Source organism: Embleya sp. NPDC059237, assembly GCF_042754105.1.
GTDB lineage: Bacteria > Actinomycetota > Actinomycetes > Streptomycetales > Streptomycetaceae > Embleya.
The window spans coordinates 86,740-103,455 of record NZ_JBHZAE010000024.1; the positions used below are offsets into that span (position 1 = coordinate 86,740).

15 protein-coding genes are annotated in these 16,716 nt (G+C 73.0%); 9 read left to right on the forward strand and 6 right to left on the reverse strand.

The features are described from left to right. The first annotated feature begins 20 nt into the window (after positions 1 to 20). Positions 21 to 947 (forward strand): 4-hydroxy-tetrahydrodipicolinate synthase family protein, encoded by a 927-nt coding sequence (locus tag ACFXKZ_RS46100; protein ID WP_380012183.1) that lies wholly within the window; start codon positions 21 to 23, stop codon positions 945 to 947. Positions 948 to 957: 10 nt separating this feature from the next. Here the strand turns inward: ACFXKZ_RS46100 and ACFXKZ_RS46105 are convergent, their stop codons facing one another. Continuing rightward, the gene (locus tag ACFXKZ_RS46105) at positions 958 to 2,424 is read right to left on the reverse strand and encodes a serine hydrolase domain-containing protein (RefSeq protein ID WP_380012186.1); all 1,467 of its coding nucleotides are present in this window, start codon (positions 2,422 to 2,424) and stop codon (positions 958 to 960) included. A 252-nt stretch (positions 2,425 to 2,676) separates the two neighbouring features. Between ACFXKZ_RS46105 and ACFXKZ_RS46110 the strand changes: the two genes are divergently transcribed. Next, the gene (locus tag ACFXKZ_RS46110; protein ID WP_380012189.1) at positions 2,677 to 3,522 is read left to right on the forward strand and encodes a M55 family metallopeptidase; all 846 of its coding nucleotides are present in this window, start codon (positions 2,677 to 2,679) and stop codon (positions 3,520 to 3,522) included. A 232-nt stretch (positions 3,523 to 3,754) separates the two neighbouring features. Further along, the gene (locus ACFXKZ_RS46115) at positions 3,755 to 5,305 is read left to right on the forward strand and encodes a carboxylesterase/lipase family protein (RefSeq protein ID WP_380012192.1); all 1,551 of its coding nucleotides are present in this window, start codon (positions 3,755 to 3,757) and stop codon (positions 5,303 to 5,305) included. 93 nt (positions 5,306 to 5,398) lie between these two features. Here ACFXKZ_RS46115 and ACFXKZ_RS46120 read toward each other — a convergent pair whose 3' ends face one another. Beyond that, a complete protein-coding gene (locus tag ACFXKZ_RS46120; protein ID WP_380012195.1) occupies positions 5,399 to 6,241 on the reverse strand; it encodes a hypothetical protein in 843 nt (280 codons plus the stop codon). 319 nt (positions 6,242 to 6,560) lie between these two features. Then, entirely contained in the window at positions 6,561 to 7,064 is a 504-nt protein-coding gene (gene tpx / locus ACFXKZ_RS46125; protein ID WP_380012198.1) for a thiol peroxidase, read from the reverse strand. A 404-nt stretch (positions 7,065 to 7,468) separates the two neighbouring features. Between tpx and ACFXKZ_RS46130 the strand changes: the two genes are divergently transcribed. After that, positions 7,469 to 8,692 carry a serine hydrolase domain-containing protein gene (locus tag ACFXKZ_RS46130; protein ID WP_380012201.1) on the forward strand — a complete coding sequence of 408 codons (1,224 nt, stop codon included), beginning with the start codon at positions 7,469 to 7,471 and terminating at the stop codon, positions 8,690 to 8,692. A 263-nt stretch (positions 8,693 to 8,955) separates the two neighbouring features. Here the strand turns inward: ACFXKZ_RS46130 and ACFXKZ_RS46135 are convergent, their stop codons facing one another. Both ACFXKZ_RS46135 and ACFXKZ_RS46140 read right to left on the reverse strand, forming a co-directional pair. Further along, positions 8,956 to 9,561 carry a hypothetical protein gene (locus ACFXKZ_RS46135; protein ID WP_380012204.1) on the reverse strand — a complete coding sequence of 202 codons (606 nt, stop codon included), beginning with the start codon at positions 9,559 to 9,561 and terminating at the stop codon, positions 8,956 to 8,958. 186 nt (positions 9,562 to 9,747) lie between these two features. After that, positions 9,748 to 10,674: a LysR substrate-binding domain-containing protein gene (locus ACFXKZ_RS46140; protein WP_380012207.1), complete on the reverse strand. Its 927-nt coding sequence runs from the start codon at positions 10,672 to 10,674 to the stop codon at positions 9,748 to 9,750. A 121-nt stretch (positions 10,675 to 10,795) separates the two neighbouring features. Between ACFXKZ_RS46140 and ACFXKZ_RS46145 the strand changes: the two genes are divergently transcribed. The 4 genes from ACFXKZ_RS46145 to ACFXKZ_RS46160 all read left to right on the forward strand — a co-directional run bounded on the left by ACFXKZ_RS46145 (position 10,796) and on the right by ACFXKZ_RS46160 (position 14,385). Then, positions 10,796 to 11,557 carry an SDR family oxidoreductase gene (locus ACFXKZ_RS46145; RefSeq protein ID WP_380012210.1) on the forward strand — a complete coding sequence of 254 codons (762 nt, stop codon included), beginning with the start codon at positions 10,796 to 10,798 and terminating at the stop codon, positions 11,555 to 11,557. Between the two features lie 76 nt (positions 11,558 to 11,633). Beyond that, positions 11,634 to 12,491, forward strand: a complete 858-nt coding sequence (locus tag ACFXKZ_RS46150; RefSeq protein ID WP_380012213.1) for a phosphotransferase family protein — start codon at positions 11,634 to 11,636, stop codon at positions 12,489 to 12,491. Continuing rightward, complete coding sequence (locus tag ACFXKZ_RS46155; protein ID WP_380012216.1) at positions 12,488 to 13,012, forward strand: hypothetical protein; 525 nt, start codon at positions 12,488 to 12,490, stop codon at positions 13,010 to 13,012. Before ACFXKZ_RS46150 ends, ACFXKZ_RS46155 begins: the two co-directional genes overlap by 4 nt. A 173-nt stretch (positions 13,013 to 13,185) precedes the next feature. After that, complete coding sequence (locus tag ACFXKZ_RS46160) at positions 13,186 to 14,385, forward strand: cytochrome P450 (protein WP_380012219.1); 1,200 nt, start codon at positions 13,186 to 13,188, stop codon at positions 14,383 to 14,385. On the opposite strand, the gene ACFXKZ_RS46165 is transcribed toward ACFXKZ_RS46160, so the two are convergent. After that, a complete protein-coding gene (locus ACFXKZ_RS46165; protein ID WP_380012222.1) occupies positions 14,375 to 15,574 on the reverse strand; it encodes an MFS transporter in 1,200 nt (399 codons plus the stop codon). The two genes, ACFXKZ_RS46160 and ACFXKZ_RS46165, sit on opposite strands and share 11 nt — an antisense overlap. 152 nt (positions 15,575 to 15,726) lie before the next feature. Between ACFXKZ_RS46165 and ACFXKZ_RS46170 the strand changes: the two genes are divergently transcribed. Continuing rightward, a complete protein-coding gene (locus ACFXKZ_RS46170) occupies positions 15,727 to 16,713 on the forward strand; it encodes an ArsR family transcriptional regulator (protein ID WP_380012225.1) in 987 nt (328 codons plus the stop codon). Positions 16,714 to 16,716: the final 3 nt, after the last annotated feature.

The following is a 16,716-nucleotide window of genomic DNA, read 5'->3' on the forward strand; positions in this document are numbered from 1 at the left end:
TGCGGGTCACCCTCGTGTTCATGACTCGGCAAACGCATCAGACCCCGCAGGCTCGGCAACGGCATACACCCCTGACCGGAATCCTCGTCCCGCTCGTCACCCCCTTCGCCGCCGACGGCCGCGTCGCGGTGGACGCGCTCGCGGACCTGGCCCACTCCGTCCTGGACGCGGGCGCGACCGGCCTCGTCGCCCTGGGCACCACCGCGGAGGCCGCCACGCTCGACCCCGACGAGCGCACCACCGTGATCGACGTCTGCGCCCGCGTCTGCGCGGAGCGCGACGCGGTCCTGGTGATCGGCGCCGGCGGCAACGACACCCGGGCCAGTGACCGCGCGCTGGCCGACCTCGCGCACCGGCCGGGGGCCGCGGCGGCGCTGGTGCCGGTGCCGTACTTCAGCCGCCCCTCGCAGGCCGGCGTACTGGCGCACTTCACCCACCTGGCGAAGGCCGCTCCGCTGCCACTGATCGTGTATCACGTCCCGTACCGCACCGGCCGACCCCTCGACGCCGCCACGCTGCGCGCGCTGGGCCGGCTTCCCGGCGTGGTCGGGGTCAAGCTCGCGCAGGGCGGCATCGACGGCGAGACGATGGACCTGCTCGGCGACCTCCCGGCCGACTTCGCGGTCCTGGTCGGCGACGACCCGTTCCTGTCGCCCCTGCTCGCGCTCGGCGCGTCCGGTGGCGTACTCGCCTCGGCGCACGTGGCCACGGGCCGCTTCGTCGAACTGACCGCCGCCTGGCGGCGCGGCGACCTCGACCGGGCCCGGCCGCTCGGGCACGCCCTGGCCCGACTGGCGGCCGCGCTCTTCCGCGAACCGAACCCCACCGTGATCAAGGGCGTGCTGCACGCCCAGGGCCGTATCCCGACCCCGAACGTGCGCCTGCCACTGCTGCCGGCCGGCCCCGAGGCGGTCGACGAGGCCCAAAAGGTCCTCGCCGACCTTTAGCCGGCCGCGGCTACTCGGCCCCGGCGTCCGGGATGCGGCGCATCGCCCGGCCCACGTGCAGGAATTCGGCCCGCTCGCCCTCGCCGAGGAAGAGGAACTGCTGGTGCCGTCCGCCCGCCGCCTCGGTGCTGATCAGCATGCGCTCGTTCGACGGCACCACCCGCATGGTCATCGTGTCGTTGCCCAACAGCGCGCCCAGCCGGCCGAGCAGTTGCGTGGTGACGACCAGCCCGTCCTCGGTTTCGGCGATGTCGAACCGCTGCGCGGGCGACGCGTAACTGCCGACCAGGTAGCTCGTGTCGACGGCCGGCGGCTCGGCGGGCGGGACCGCCGGGGCGGGCGGGCGCACGTCGGCGAGGGTTTCGAGGAGTTCGCAGATCAGGTCGTACACGCCGTACAGGGCACCGCCGTTGGTCAACAGGGCGATCGAGACGTCACGTTCCGGCACCACGCGCAACATCGCGCCCTGGCCGATCGTGCCGCCGTCGTGGCCGATGACCTCGCCGCCGGACCAGTCGTAGAGGATCCAGCCGAGGCCCCACAGCCGCGCGCCGAACGCGCCGTCGCCGCCGATCTCGATCTGCGGCTCGCGCATCGCCCGCGCCGACTCCTCGGACAACAGACGCTTTCCGTCGGGGAGTTGCCCGAGCCGGATGTGCGCGGCGGCGAATTCGAGCAGGTCCGTCGCGGTCATGGCGAGCGCCGAGCCGGAGGGCGCGCCGTTGCGGTCGGTGTGGTGCACCGGCGCCTTGACGTTGGTGCCGTCGGGACCGCCGATGTGTCCGATCGCGGTGCGCAGCAGGATCGACTCGGTCGCGTTGTTGGCCACATGCGTCAGACCGAGCGGGGCGACGATGCGATCGCGCAGCGCCTGCTCCCAGGTCACTCCCGTGCACACCTCGACGATGCGGCCGAGCAGGTCGAATCCGGCGTTGGAGTACGAGAACGTCTCGCCGGGCGGGAACAGTTGCTCGCCGACCGTGGCCAGACTGGCCACCAGGCGGGCGAGGGAGTCGTCGCCGTTGCCGTGGTCGTCGAACAGTTCGCCCTCGAAACCCGCGGTGTGGCACAGGAGGTGACGGGTCGTCATCCGTGCGGCGGCGTCCTCGTCGACGAGTCGCAGGTCGGGGATGTAGGTACGGACCGGGACGTCGAGGTCGATCAGGCCCTCGTCGACCAGTTGCATCACCAGGGTCGTGGTCCACACCTTGGTGATCGAGCCGATCTGGAAGACCGAGTCGGTGGTCGCCGGGTACTCCGTCTCGACGTCGAGCACGCCCACCGCGGTGGCGACGGTACGATCGCCGACCCGGACCGCGAGGCTCGCCCCGGGGATCCCCGACTTCTCGACCAGCTCCGCGAGGCGCGTCCGCAGGTCTTCGGCGGTCGGCAGGGTCGCGGTCGAACCCGCTGCGGCCGCGTGGTCCGAGCGGTCGGAAGCCGGCGTGGCGGCATCGGGCGGGGTGGGTCGTCCCATGGGTCGGGCACCTCCTCGAAGGGCGGCGGTCTGCCGCGGGGAGCGCTCACGCTAGGCAGCGTGCACAGCGGTCGAATCGTCCGGGAGGACAAAGAACCCCATCCGAACCTGTTCGAATCGCCGACGCCCGTCCGGGCCGGCGTGCGTGATGCTCACCGGACGGGCGACGGCCGACGGGCGGTACCCGACGGGCGGTACCCGTCGGACATCCGGCACCGGGCGGCGGGCAACGAGCGACGAACGGGAGACTCCGTGGACGTATACATCTCGATCGACATGGAAGGAGTGGCGGGCATCGCCACCCTCGACCAGATCGTGCGCGGCGGCGGTGGCTACACCAGGGCGCAGGAGATCATGACCGGCGAGGCCAACGCGGCCATCGAGGGTGCCTTCGCGGCGGGCGCGGACAGCGTCCTGATCAATGACAGCCACGGCACGATGGACAACCTGATCGTGCAGCATCTGGACCCGCGCGCCCGGGTGATCCTGGGCAGCCCGAAGGCCCAGTGCATGGCGCACGGCGTCGGCGCGAACCACGGTGTCGCGCTGTTCATCGGCTACCACGCGGCGGCCGGCGCGCCGGGTGTGCTCGCGCACACCTTCTCGTCGGACTTCACCTCGGTTCGGCTGAACGGGAAGCCCGTCACCGAGGCCGAGGTCAACGCGCTCCTCGCGGCCCGGCACGGCGTCCCGATCGGACTGGTCACCGGTGACAACGAGGTCTGCGCCGCCACCGCCGCGGTCTTCCCCGGCGTGATCACCGTCCCGGTCAAGACCGCCGAGGGCTTCACCGCCGCGAACAACCTGCACCCGACCGTCGCCCAGGACCTGATCCGGGCCGGCGCGGCGGCGGCCGTGGAGAAGGCCGCGGTTCTGGAGCCGCTGGCGCTGCCGGAGAAGTTCGTCTTCGAGGTCGGCTTCCAGATCCCGCTGGCCGCCGAGCTCGCGGCGGCGGTCCCGGGCGCGGAGCGGGTCGACCTGCTCACGGTGCGCTGCGAGGCGACCGGCCCGGACCAGTTGATGGACCTGGTCAACCTCTGGTACACGGTCGCCGCGCACTCGGCCCGATCGCGGCTGCCGATGCTGGAGCGGCGCTAACCGAGAGGCGACCACGGCCGGCCGAAGCCGGGCGGCGGTGCGGGGCGAGGAGGGGGTGTCCCGTACCGCCGCCCGGCTTCGGCTTTTCGCGGGCCGGGCGGCTCGGGGGTAAATGGCCGGCGCGTGGGTCGGTGCGGCGGGATGATCCGGGGTGTCCGGGGCGACGCGGGCTTCTCCACCGTGCTTCGGGCCGAAGCCGTGCGCACCCGACCCGCTCCGAAAGGCAGTCGTGATGATTCCTGGCGCATCCGAGCCGTCCGAGTCCTCCGATGTCGAGCAGCCCGAAGTGCGGGCGGCGGTCGGGGCGGTGCGGGGCGGGCGGGAGGCGGGGGTCGCGGTGTTCCGGGGCATCCCGTTCGCCGAGCCGCCGGTGGGTGCGCTGCGGTTCGCTGCGCCCCGGCCGGTGCGCGGGTGGGACGGGGTGCGACCGGCCCTGGCATACGGGCCGCCGCCGCCTCAGGGCGGCGCGCTCGGGATGGCCGAGTCGGCGCGCGGCGCCGTGGGCGACGACTGGCTGACGGTCAACGTCTGGTCGCCCGACCCGGGTCCCGGTGCGGGGCTTGCGGTGATGGTGTGGATCCAGGGCGGCGCGTACACGGTCGGCATGTCCGGTCTGCCGGAGTACGACGGCGCGCGCCTGGCGCGGGACGGCGGCGTCGTGGTGGTGACGTTCAACTACCGCGTGGGGTTCGAGGGTTTCGGGCTGATCGAGGGAGCGCCTGCCAACCGGGGGCTGCTGGATCAGATCGCGGCGCTGACGTGGGTACGGGACAACATCCGGGCGTTCGGCGGGAATCCGGACCGGGTCACCGTCTTCGGCCAGTCGGCGGGCGGCGGGTCGGTCGCGGCGTTGTCGGCGATGCCGCGCGCGGCCGGGTTGTTCGGCCGGGCCGTGGCGCAGAGCGTGCAGGGTACGTTCTTCACGCCGGCGCTCGCCGCCGACATCGCGGCGAGTTGTGCCGCCGAGTTGGGGCTGCGCGCCACGACGGCCGAACTGTCCGAGGCGGAGCCGGAGTTGTTGGCCGCGGCCGGGGACGCGGTGGCCGCCGGGATCACCCGCTGGGCCGGGCGGTGGGGGCGGGCCGCCCACGGGGCGACCCCGTTCGCGCCGGTCGTCGACGGCGATTCGCTCCCGGCCACACCGTGGCGGGCCCTGGCCGACGGCTTCGGGCGGGATATACCGCTCCTCGTCGGCCACACGCGCGACGAACAGCGCCTGCTCACCGTGCTCGACGGGCTGCTCGGCGAGGTGACGGAGGATCAGGCCGCGACCGCCCTGGAGGTGTTCGGCCCGGAGCGCGACGCCGCGCGCCGGTACCGCGCCGGGTATCCGCACGCGAGTCCCGAGGAATTGTACGAACTGGTGCGCTCCGACCGGCTGTTCCGGATTCCCAGCCTGCACCTGGCCGAAGCGCGGATCGCCGGCGGGGGCCGGGCGCACGTGTACGAACTGACCTGGCCGGCACCGGGCATGGGTGGTGTCCTCGGCGCCTGTCACGGCCTCGACGTCCCGCTCGTGTTCGGCAACCTGGATCGGGGCCAACCCGCCCTGCTGTTCGGCGCCGGTCCGACCGAGGAGGCGGAGGCGCTGTCCGCCCACATGCGCGCCGCGTGGACGGCCTTCGCGAGGGACGGCGACCCGGGATGGCCCGCATACGAGCCGAAGTCGCGCGCGACCCGAGTCTTCGCCGCCGAGCAGACGGTCGCCGCCTACCCGGAGGAGGCGTCCCGGCGGATCTGGGCGGGAGAGCCCATGTCGGCGTTGTCGATGGTGGCGGGGTAGCACTCGCCGGTCGTGCGGATGCGATACCCACGACCTCCGGATGTGTGCCGTACCCCGCTCGGGACGGTTGCCGTCCCGAGCGGGGCGGGTCGGTTACGACGCGGCGCCGGCGGAGCGGCGGTCCAGGGAGTCGCCGACGAGGTGGTAGACGGCGTTCTGGGCGGCGATGTGGCGGTCCGCCTCGCCGGCTTCGCGCTGCTTGCCGTCCGCGCGGCCGGATATTTCGTAGATGTAGTAGCGGTACAGCGACTCGTTGACCCGGCTGAAGGTGGCGTCGGGCGTGAAGCTCTCGGCGCCGGACCCCGTCGGCGGCGTGACCGCCCGAAAGCCGTCGGGGTCGTCCACCGCGAGGGTGGCGGCGGCCACGGCGGTGGGCATCTGGAGCACGCCGACCGTGGTCTGGACGTTGTTCGCCTTGTCCACGTAGAGCGCGACGACGCCGCGTTCGCAGCCCAATCGCGCGATCTGCTCGGCGGCCTTGCCGAAGGCCACGGCGGTGCAGTCGTCCACGGTCTTCACGCACGTCCGGGTCAGCATGCCACCCGCGTACTTGTACGGCAGTTGCGCGAGGCCGAAGACCTCGTCGCCGGTGACGGGCCTGGGGTCGCGGGACGCGAAGCGCAGGTCCTCGCGGGTGAGGGTGCCGCGCGTGGGCTTGTCGGTCGCGGTGACGGGTACACACGGCCGCAGTGACGACTGGGACGCGGACGCCGTGGGAGTGGCGCCGCCGGCGGCGGGCGGCGGCGTCGAACCGGGGGTCTGCGGACCGGCGCTCGGCGGTGGCGCGGTGGCGGCCTTCTTGTCGTCGCCTCCGCCGCACGCGGTCGACGACGCCAGGACGGCCACCGCACACGCGGTCACGGCGAGGGCGCGCCACGGCCGGCGGCGGCTGCGGGTGGCGGCGCGTGGCGTGTCCGGTGCGTCGTGTTCGAACATCGGGGACTCGTTTCGAATCACGGCCGACGCGCGGTACGACGTGGCACGGTACGGCACCGATGCTCTCCGGCGATCCGGGCGTCCGGCCTGAGGAACCCGCCGGATGGTGTCGTACCGGCTGACAATCGGTGAAAACCTAGCATCGGGTGCCGCGCCAAGATCAACCATTCGCGGCCGATGCGGGGATCTCCGCGCGAAATGGATGTTCCGACACCGGAGACCGGATCGGCCGAGGTCGTCGGCTCGATCCGGTCCTGCGTCGCGGCGGCGGGTGCCGATCGTACGGATGCGCCATGCGATCGGCCCGCCGCGACACGTCCTACTTCAGGGCGGTGAGCGCCTTCTCGTAGTCGGGCTCCTCGGCGATCTCGGCGACCAGTTCGGAGTGCACGACCACGTTGTTCTCGTCCAGTACGACGACGGCGCGCGTGGCGACGCCCGCCAGCGGGCCCTCGGTGAGCGCGACACCGTAGTTCTCCAGGAACTCGCGGCCCCGCATGGTGGACAGCGTCACCACGTTGTCCAGGCCCTCCGCACCGCAGAAACGGCCCTGGGCGAACGGCAGGTCGGCCGATATGCACAGGACGACGGCGTTCGTCAGGTCGGCGGCCGACGCATTGAACCGGCGCACCGACGCGGCGCAGGTGCCGGTGTCGATGCTCGGGAAGATGTTGAGCACCTTCCGCTTGCCGGCGTAGTTCTCCAGCGACACGTCGGACAGGTCCTTGGCCACCAGGGTGAAGTCGGGCGCGCTGTCGCCGGGCTGCGGGAGGCGACCGGCGACGGCGACCGGGTTGCCCTTGAAGTTGACCGTCTGTGACATGGAAACCTCCGAGTTGGTAGGGGATGCGAGCCGGTCGTGTCGGGCCGCGTGCCGACCGCGGGACGACCGCGACCGGCACGTGTCTCGGGTCCCGACACGGCCGCTCCCGGACCGAAGCCGAATCGGCGACGACATCCGTGAAGCGGGACGCCCGACGGCCGGGAAGCGTGCGCCTCAGGCTATCGGGCGCCCGATCGGGGCCGAGGGGCGGCGCCGGTCGGCCACCGATGTCGGCGCCCCGGCGCGATGTCGGCCGTCCGGGGCGCGGCGCCGGCGGCCGTACGGGTGGAATCGCCGGGCGGTGTCGGTCGGCGCGCGGTCCGGTGCGCGCAAGGGTGATCACCTTGGCCGAGCGGGTCCCCTCCGCTGTCCGGTCCCCTCATCCCCGGAAGAGACATATCGCCATGCGCCGTGCCTCCGGCTGCCGCCTCGCCGCCGCCCTGTTCGCGCTTTCCGCCCTCGTTCCGCTCACCCTGGCCGGCCCCCTGGCGCAGGCCGCGCCACCGACGATCGTCGTCGCCGGCGATCCACGCGTCGACGCCTCGGATCCCGGCGACCATGCGTCGCACGGCCTGGATCCCGCGATTGTGGCCCGTCTCGACGAGGTGATCGCGCAGACCCGTCGGGAGACCGGCGTGCCGGGGGTGACGGTCGGTCTGTGGTTTCCCGGTCGGGGCAGTTACGTGCGATCGACCGGGGTGGCCGACACCGCCACCGGTGCGCCGATGACGCCCGATCTCTACATGCGGATCGGCAGCGAGACCAAGACGTTCACCGTCACCGCCCTCCTGGAACTGGTCGACGAGGGGCGGCTCCGGCTGGACGACCCGATCTCCGCGTACATCGATGGGGTGCCCGACGGCGACCACATCACCATCCGCCAACTGGCGGAGATGCGCAGCGGCCTGTTCAGCTACACCGCCGATCCGGACTTCGTGCAGGCGTTCCTGAGTGACCCGAGCCGTCCGTTCACCCCGCAGGAGTTGTTGGACTACGCCTTCCGGCACCCGAACGTCTTCGCGCCGGGCAGCGCGTTCCAGTACTCCAACACCAACACCGTCCTGCTGGGCCTGGTCGTGGAGAAGCTGGGCCGGATGCCGCTGGCCGAGTTCATCCACCGGCGGGTCACCGGACCGGCGCACCTGCGGCACACCCTGTTCCCGCGCGGCGCCGAGTTCCCGGCGCCGCACGCGCACGGGTACACCAACCAGACACTGACCGGCGAGGTCGCCGACACGACGGACTGGAACCCGAGTTGGGGGTGGGCGGCCGGCGCGATGATCTCCGACCTGCACGACCTGCGTCGCTGGGCGAAGGTGGTGGCCACCGGGACGCTGCTTTCCCCGGAAGTGCAGGAGCAGCGGGAGAAGTTCGTGCCCGTGCCCGGCTTCGACGACGCCGGCTACGGGCTCGGCCTGTTCCGCGTCCGCGGCTGGGTCGGGCACAACGGCTCGCTGCCGGGCTACGAGAGCGTGACGATGTATCTGCCGGAGCAGGACGCCACGATGGTCATCCTGCTCAACACCGACATCCTGCACGACGGCAACGAGCCCAGCACGCTGTTCGCCAAGGCGATCACCTCCGTCATCACCCCGGAGAACGTGTACGACCTCCCGGCCGAGGGCTGACCCCCGGCGTACGCGGCAGCGCGGCACACCGCCCCGAGGGGCTCGTGCCGCGCTGCCGGCGCGTTTTCGGGTGGGGTGGGTCGGGGCGGATACCCGGACAGCCGGCCGCAGTTGCGGCGGCGGACCGGCGCCGCGGGTGCGTGCGGCGGGCCACCGCGGCCTCCCGAACTCCCGCCCGGCGCAGGCGGTACGGGCCGCCGATCGGGGCCGGCTTCCTGGCCGGTGGGGGCGCGCGGGCGGTGTCGTGGGCGCGGATGGTCCGGTCAGCCGGCGGCGGTGAACAGGCCGCGGCCGGCCTTGCCGGCGCGGCCCGCCTTGACCAGGCCCTCGGCGGAGGTGCGGACGCTCTCCAGGCGGCTCTTCGTGGGCTCCTCGCCCAGGGCTTCGGTGAGCCGGCGGACGTTCATCGGCTGCTCGCTCGCGCTCAGCAGTGTGGCGATCTCGTCGCGCAGGTGGGTACGGACCCGACGTTCGGCGGCCGGCGCGGGGGCGGCGGCCTTCGGGGCGCGGGCGACCTTCCGGCGCGGGCCGGCCGGTGCCGGGGCGGCGGCCTTGGGGCGGGGCGCGGCCTTGCGACGGCGCGGCGCGGGGGTGGTGCGCTTGGTCTCGGCCGCGGGCTTGGCTGCGGCCTTTGCCGCGGGTGCCGGGTCCGCAGCGGTGGCGGGCGGCGCGGACTTCTGCTCCCTGCGGGGCTGCGGGACGGACGCGACGAGGGGGCGGATCACGGTCAGGTGTGCGACCGCGTTGCGGCGGGCCTCGAGTTGTCGCTCCACCTCGGCCAGTTCCGTTTCCAACTCCTCGCGACGCTGGGCCAGTTCATCGGCCTCCCGTTCCAGCGCCACGCGCAGTTCCTCCACCGACGACGCCATCAGGCGACTCCTTCGCTCGACGTGCCCGGTGTGCGGGAACACCCACACCCGGGATGCCGACATGATCGCGCGTCGGAGTGCGTCGTGTGTGGGAAAGCCCGGTTTCCCCTACGAATGATGCTTTCGTGCTGTTGGATCGAGGAGGCCGAACGTCGGTCGGCGGGGTCGGTCGGCGGTCGTCGGGCGTCAGGCCCCGTCCGGGTCGGGGCCGAGTCGGGCGCGCACGTGCGCCGGCAGCACGCGGGCGTGCTCGGTGAGCGTGTCGAGAAACGCGGTGGTCAACGGATCCGGCCGGGGGCGGGTGTACGCGGCGAGCGCACGGCGCACGGGTGGGTCGGGGCGCAGCAGTCGGCCGGGGAAGTGCGGCGGGATGACGTTCGCGGGCACCAGGGTGGGACCGAGGCCGGCCGCGGCGAGCAGGGGCGCGGCGGCGGTCTGTTCGGTACGTACGGCGGTGTTCGGCCGGAACCCGGCGGCGGCGCAGGCACGATCCAGCACGTCGGCCAGGCCGTTTCCCGCGGCGTAGTGCACCCAACTGCGCTCGGCCAGCGTGTCGATCCGGACCTGCGTCGCGCCGTCGGCGGCGGCCGGATCGTCGGCCGGGACCACCACGACGAACTCCTCGACGCCCAGGTCGCGCAGCGGTCCCTCCCAGCGCGGTGGGGGCGGGCCGACGGCGAGGTCGGCGCGTCCGGCGGTCATCGTCTCGTGCAGTTCGCCGGCGTGCCGGTGGTCCACCAGGCTCACCCGGATCTCGGGGTGGGTGCGGCGCCACCGGTGCAGGACGGGTGGGAGCACGCCGAGGCTGACCGAGTACACCGAGGCGAGGTGCAGTTCGCCGGTCTCCAGACCGGCCACGCGGCGGGCGGCCGAGCGGGCCCGGGCGGCGTCGGCGAGCGCGGCACGGGCGTGGGGCAACATCGCGCGGCCCATCGGGGTGGGCCGGACCGCGCGGGGGAGCCGTTCCAGGAGCGGGCCCCCGCTGTCCCGCTCCAGGGCCTGGACCTGGTGCGAGAGCGCGGGTTGGGAGACGTGCAGCAGCTCGGCGGCGCGGGTGAAGGACCCGGCGTCGACGACGGTCACCAGGTATTCCAACTGCCGCAACGTTGCCATAGACGCAGTTTATGGCAGAGATAGAAAGTATGCCTTGGACGTATGGGTGTGATGTGCCGCAGAGTCGAGATACACGGCCGTATGCACCCGAAATACGGCATGAGCAACGAAGGTGCCACCCATGTCTGTCACGCCCGACCTCTCCCGGACCGCCGCGCACACCCCCGCCCCGAGCCTCGAAGGGCGGCGGATCGTCGTCGTCGGGGCCGGATCCGGCATGGGCCGGGCCCTGGCCGCGCAGGTGTCGGCCGCCGGGGCCGAAACGATCCTCGCCGGTCCGGACCCGGCCCGGCTGCGGGAGACGGCGGACACACTGCCCGGGTCGGCCACGGTCCTGGTTCTCGACCTCGCCGACGAGGACTCGATCGCCGCGTTCGCCGCCGAGGTCGGGAGCTTCGACGACCTGGTCTCGACCGCGGCGATGCCCGCGAACGGTCCGGTCGCCGACCTCGAACTCGCCTCCGTGGAGCGCGCGTTCGCGGCCAAGGTGATCGGGCCGATGTTGCTCGCCAAGCACCTGGCCGGCCGGATGCGCGAGGGTGGTTCGTTCACCTTCTTCTCCGGTGTGGCCGCGTGGCGGCCCGCGCCCGGGCGGGTGGTGATGGCCACCACCAACGGCGCACTGGCCTTCCTGGTCCAGGCGCTCGCGGTGGAACTCGCCCCGCTGCGGGTCAACGCCGTCTCGCCCGGCATCGTCGACTCCGGCGCCTGGGACGGCATGGGCGCCGACAAAGAGGCGTTCCTGCGTCAGGTCGCCGAGCGCAACCCGGCCCGCCGGGTGGGCACGCCCGACGACGTGGTGCGGGCAGTCCTGTTCGCGCTCACCAGCCCGTACGTGACCGGCACGGTTCTGCATGTCGACGGGGGCGGGCGCCTCGCCTGATCTTTGGGCTGCGGGCTGCGGGCGGGCCGCGTCGGGTCCACGTGGCAGACGCGCCCGTCCGGCAGGATTGGGTCGGATGACGACCAACGGCCCGTGGAGCACCCACGCCCTCGAATTCCGACCCGACACGGTGGTCAAGACGTTTCGCGCCGGAGCGCACGACAACCACCGGCGGGAATGGACCGCGCTGACCCTGCTGCACCGCTTCGCGCCCGACCTGGCACCGCGCCCGGTGAGCCGGGATCCTCGACCGTCGTGCCCGGTCGTGGTGATGTCCCGGCTGCCGGGGGTCGCGCTGCGCGGCACGAGCGTGCGGGACGAGCGTGTCGACGCGTTGGCCACGACGTTGAACACGCTGTACGCGGCCGTGCCGGACGAGGTCGTGCGCGAACTCGCGGTCCGGCCGGGGCAGCAGGCCCCGATCATCGCCCGGATCGACGAGTGGGCGGGGTGGCGGCTCGACACCACACCCCCGGTCGGCCGGGCCCTCACGGCGGGCGTGCACTGGCTGAATCGAGGTGGTGGTCGCCGGGCCCTCGGTCGCGGGCAGGTGTCCGCCGTCTTCGGTCCCGGGGACGGAAATCTCGCCAACTACCTGGAGGATTCCGGGGCCTGCCCGGACGACGGAATGCGCGGGACGCAGGCGCGGATCCGGATCGTGGACTTCGAGGAGTCCGGGCGCAGCGATCGGGCCTTCGAACTCGCGGAGATCACCGAACACGTATCGAGCTGGGTGGACTCGTCCCTGGACGTGCGCCGACTGCTCGAACGGATCGACCTCACCCCGGCGGAGGCCGCGCGCGTGCCGGACTGCCGACGCCTGCTCGCCCTCGTCTGGTTGTTCCTGCTGTCGATGGAGGATCCGGAACACCCCAGGAATCCGCCGGGGACCGCCGAGCGACAGGCGGCCCGCCTCACCGAACTCCTCGGGTGAGCACGGGCGTCGAGGTGTCACCGACCTTCGTCACGCGGGGGAGGGCGTCGTTCGGGCGATGTGCGCGGCCGCGTTCGGGTCCAGGGGGCGCCGCGTTCGTACGCCTGGCCGAGGGTGACACCGAGGCCATCCACCCGCCCCTGGTCGCCGCCCTCGCCGAACTCGAACCCGCCTACCTGCAGGTGGTGTTCGCCGATCCGGACCAGCCCGTCTTCCAAGAGATCCGCCGGCTCTGGACGGGCACCCTGATCGCCAACCCGAACCTGGGCTGGGAGGAACCGCCGCCCACCGACGGCGGCCGGCACGCGAGCGAGCCACTGTTGGCGGCCGGCGCCGACCTGATCTCCCTGGGCCGGGCCTTCCTGGCCAACCCCGACCTGGTCGACCGCCGCCGCACCGGCGCCCCACTCAACCCGATTCGCGACGCGTACCTGATGTACACGGGCGAGGAGGAAGGCTACAGCGACTACCCCACTCTGGCGCCCGATCGGGACCGGGTGCTCGCGTCCGGCTCCCACTGAACCCACCCCACGTCGCCCCGACTCGGCGCGTAGCCGGTCCCGAGGCGGGGAAACATCGGGACGCCCTCGCCCGGTGCCCCGAGCAGACCGTCCCCGACCCGGTCGCGACGCGCCCCGGCGAGGGTACGCACCAAGTCACCGTCACCGTCGGACGATCGCCTGCGAGGTGCCCCGTGTCCGGGACCAGTGCAATCCCCCTGCCCAGCGTCCGCCCCGAGGGACGCCCCTTCGACCCACCCGACGCCTTCCACCGACTGCGTGCCGAAGAGCCGCTGCGCAAAGTGTCGTTACCCGACGGCAGCGCACTGTGGTTGGTCAGCCGGGACCGGGACGTGCGCCGCGTCCTGGTCGACCGTCGGTTCGGTACCGCCCGCACGCCCGACCTGTTGCGTCCGGCCGGCCCGGACCTCGAGGCCCGACGGGTGGGAAACCTGCTGCGCCTCGACCCGCCCGAACACACCCGGGTCCGCCGACTGCTCGTCGACGCGTTCACCCCGAGCCGAATACGCGGGATGCGCGCGGACCTCGAACGCACCGTGTCCGACGCCCTGGACGCCCTGGAACGTATGCGACCTCCGGTGGACCTCGTCGCCCACTTCACGCTCCCCGTCCCGTCCCTGGCGATCTGCGCATTGCTCGGCGTGCCCTACGCCGACCGGGAGGGGTTCCAACGCCGCACCACCACCCTGCTCGACTTCGCCCGCCCCACCGAGCAGGTGGCCGCGGCGGCGGCCGAGGCGCACGCGTACATGGCCGACCTCGTCGCCCGGGAGCGCAAGCGGCCGGGCGACGGACTGCTCGGCAGCCTCGTCCGGGAGCACGCCGACACCCTCACCGACGCCGAACTCATCGGCCTGGCCAACCACTTGCTGGAGGCCGGGCACGAAACCGTGGCCGCGATGCTGAGCCTGGGCACCTTCCTGCTCCTGCACGAACCCGAGGCGGCCGACCGACTGCGCGACACCGAGGACCCGACCTCCATCGCGGACGCGATGGAGGAACTGCTGCGATATCTCAGCGTCATTCCCTACGGCCTGCCCCGAACGGCCCTGACGGACGTGGTGATCGGAGACCATACGATCGCCGCCGGCGACCACATCGTGGTCTCGCTGGCATCCGCGAACCGGGACGAGGCCGTGCACGACCGACCGGACCGCTTCGACCCCGACCGCCGGCCCACCCCACACCTCGCCTTCGGACACGGCACCCACCACTGTCTGGGCGCCCAACTCGCCCGCATGCAACTGGGCATCGCCATCCCCGCGCTGCTGCGCCGATTTCCCACCCTGAGCTGCGCCGTACCGCCGGAGCGGGTGCGGCTGCGGGCCTCGTCGGCGGTGTACGGGGTCGCCGAGTTGCCGGTCACCTGGTGAGCGACCGGCGGTCGGCCGCGGCCGGGCGACGGCGGTACGGCGCCACGCAGTGGCGGGCCAGTGCGACGGCGGCGAGGAGCGCCACCAGGGCACACACCCCCCGCCAGCCGGCCCGGCCGTACACCCGGACGCCGAGCCAGGAACCGGCGCTGCCGCCGAGGTAGGCGCACGTCATGTAGGCCGTGTTGAGTCGGCTCCGGGCGTCGGGGCGCAGCGCGAACACCCGGGCCTGGTTGGCGACCATCCCGCACTGCATCGCCACGTCGAGCAGCAGCGTGCCGGCGACCAGGGCGGCCAGACCCCAGGCGCCGCCCCGGCCGCCCGGGACCAGGACGGCGGCGGAGACGAGCACGCCGAGCAGGCAGATCAGGGTGACCGGATCCGACCCGCGCCGATCCACCAGGCGCCCGGCGAGTGGGGTGCAGACCATGGTCGCCGCGCCGACCAGGGCGAGCAGCCCCACCGCTTGGGCGCCCAGGTGGTAGGCGGGACCGGTGAGCAGGAGCGTCAGGCAGGTCCACACGGCGGAGAACCCGGCGAAGACGGTCGCCTGGTACAGGCAGGAGCGGCGCAGTTCCGGCTCGGCCCGAAGCAGCCGCAGCGGCTCGGCGAGCAGTGCGGGGTACGCCTGGCGCGAGGTGGGTTCGGTCTCGGGCAGGGCCCGGGCGAGCGCGACGGCGAGCAGCGCGACCACGGCCGCCGCCACCAGGTACGGGGTGCGCCAGCCCAGCCCCTCGCCGAGTGCGCCGCTGAACGTGCGGGCGAGCAGCATGCCGCCGATCGAGCCGCTGAGCAGGGTGCCCATCATCGTGGCGCGATGTTCGGCGGCGACCAGTCCGGCCGCCGGCGGGCCGACGATCTGCGCGGACACGGTGGTGGCGCCGATCACGACCCCGGCGGCGACGAGCACACTCAGTCCGGGCGCGCAGCCCGCGAGCAGCAGTCCGGCGGCGGTGACGGAGAGCAGGGTGACCAGGAACGCGCGGTTCGGGAGGCGGTCGCCGAGCGGTACGAGCAGGAAGATCCCGAGCGTGTAGCCGATCTGCGTCGCGGTCACCACCAGGGCGCCGGCATCGGGCGATTCGTGCAGGCCGGCGGCGATCAGCGGGACGATCGCCTGCGGGAAGTAGATGTTGCCCACGCCGACCGCGCAGGTCAGCGTCAGGATCAGGACCAGCCGACGGGGCATTCCCGGCCCGTCGGGCCGCGCGGGAGCAGCGGGCTCCGGCGGGAGGCGGACTCCGCTCCGGGGCCCGTTCGAGGCATCGTTGCCCGTGTCTGTCATGCCCGGTAGTCCACGGCACCGCCGCGCCGGCGCCAATGGATGTAGCGTGGAGCTTGATGATCAGCTACGAATTCGGCGTCGAGGACCTGGCCGACACGCGGTTCGCCCTCTCCCCGCTGCACGAAACCGTGTGCAGCCTGCGGGTGTTGCGCGAGCCGGGATTGTCCGCGTTGTTGCTGCCGTGGCGCAGGTCGGTGGTCGATCGACTGGACGGGCTCGACACCGACCTGCTGTTGTCCCTGGTCGCGGTCCGGCGCACCCTCCCCGACTACCTGACCCCGCGACCCGCCGCCTTCGCGCCGAGTTTCGCCGAGGAACTGGCCGCCGTCCGGAGCACCTCCCCGGACCTGGTCCGCCGCGACCTGATCGACACACACGCCCCGGACCCGGTCCCCGCCCCGCTGCGCGAGGTGGCCGGGGACGACCGAGCGGTTGCCGCGCTGCGCGATCGCATCTGCGAACTGCTGCGGCGCTACTGGGAGATCGCCATCCGGCCGACGTGGCCGCGGATGCGGCTCCTGCTCGAAGCCGACATGACCTACCGCGCCCGGCAACTGGCCCTGGGCGGCGCACGGTCGTTGTTCGCCGACATGCACCCGAACCTGCGCTGGGACAACGGCGTGTTGTACATCGACAAGATGATCGGCCGGCACCACGTGGCGGCGGCCGGTCGGGGACTGCTCCTCGTACCTTCGGTGTTCGCGCACAAACCCGCGCCGCCGCTCAGTGCGAAGGAGCCGCCGATGCTGATGTATCCCAGTCGCGGCGTGGCCACCTTGTGGATCCGGGAGCCCGTCCCCGACGCCGGCGCCCTGGTCTCCCTCGTCGGCGCCGCCAAGGCCGAACTGCTCGTCCTCCTGGCCGAGCCGATGGCCGGCGTCGAGATCGCCGATCGGCTGGACGTCACGCCGAGTGCGGTGTCCCAACACCTGCGCGTCCTGCACGCGACGGGCCTGGTGACCCGCAGCCGCGCCGGCCGCCGGGTGCTCTACCACCGGAGCACGCTGGGCGACCGGCTGACCGACGGGCGGCCGGCGGACTGACTC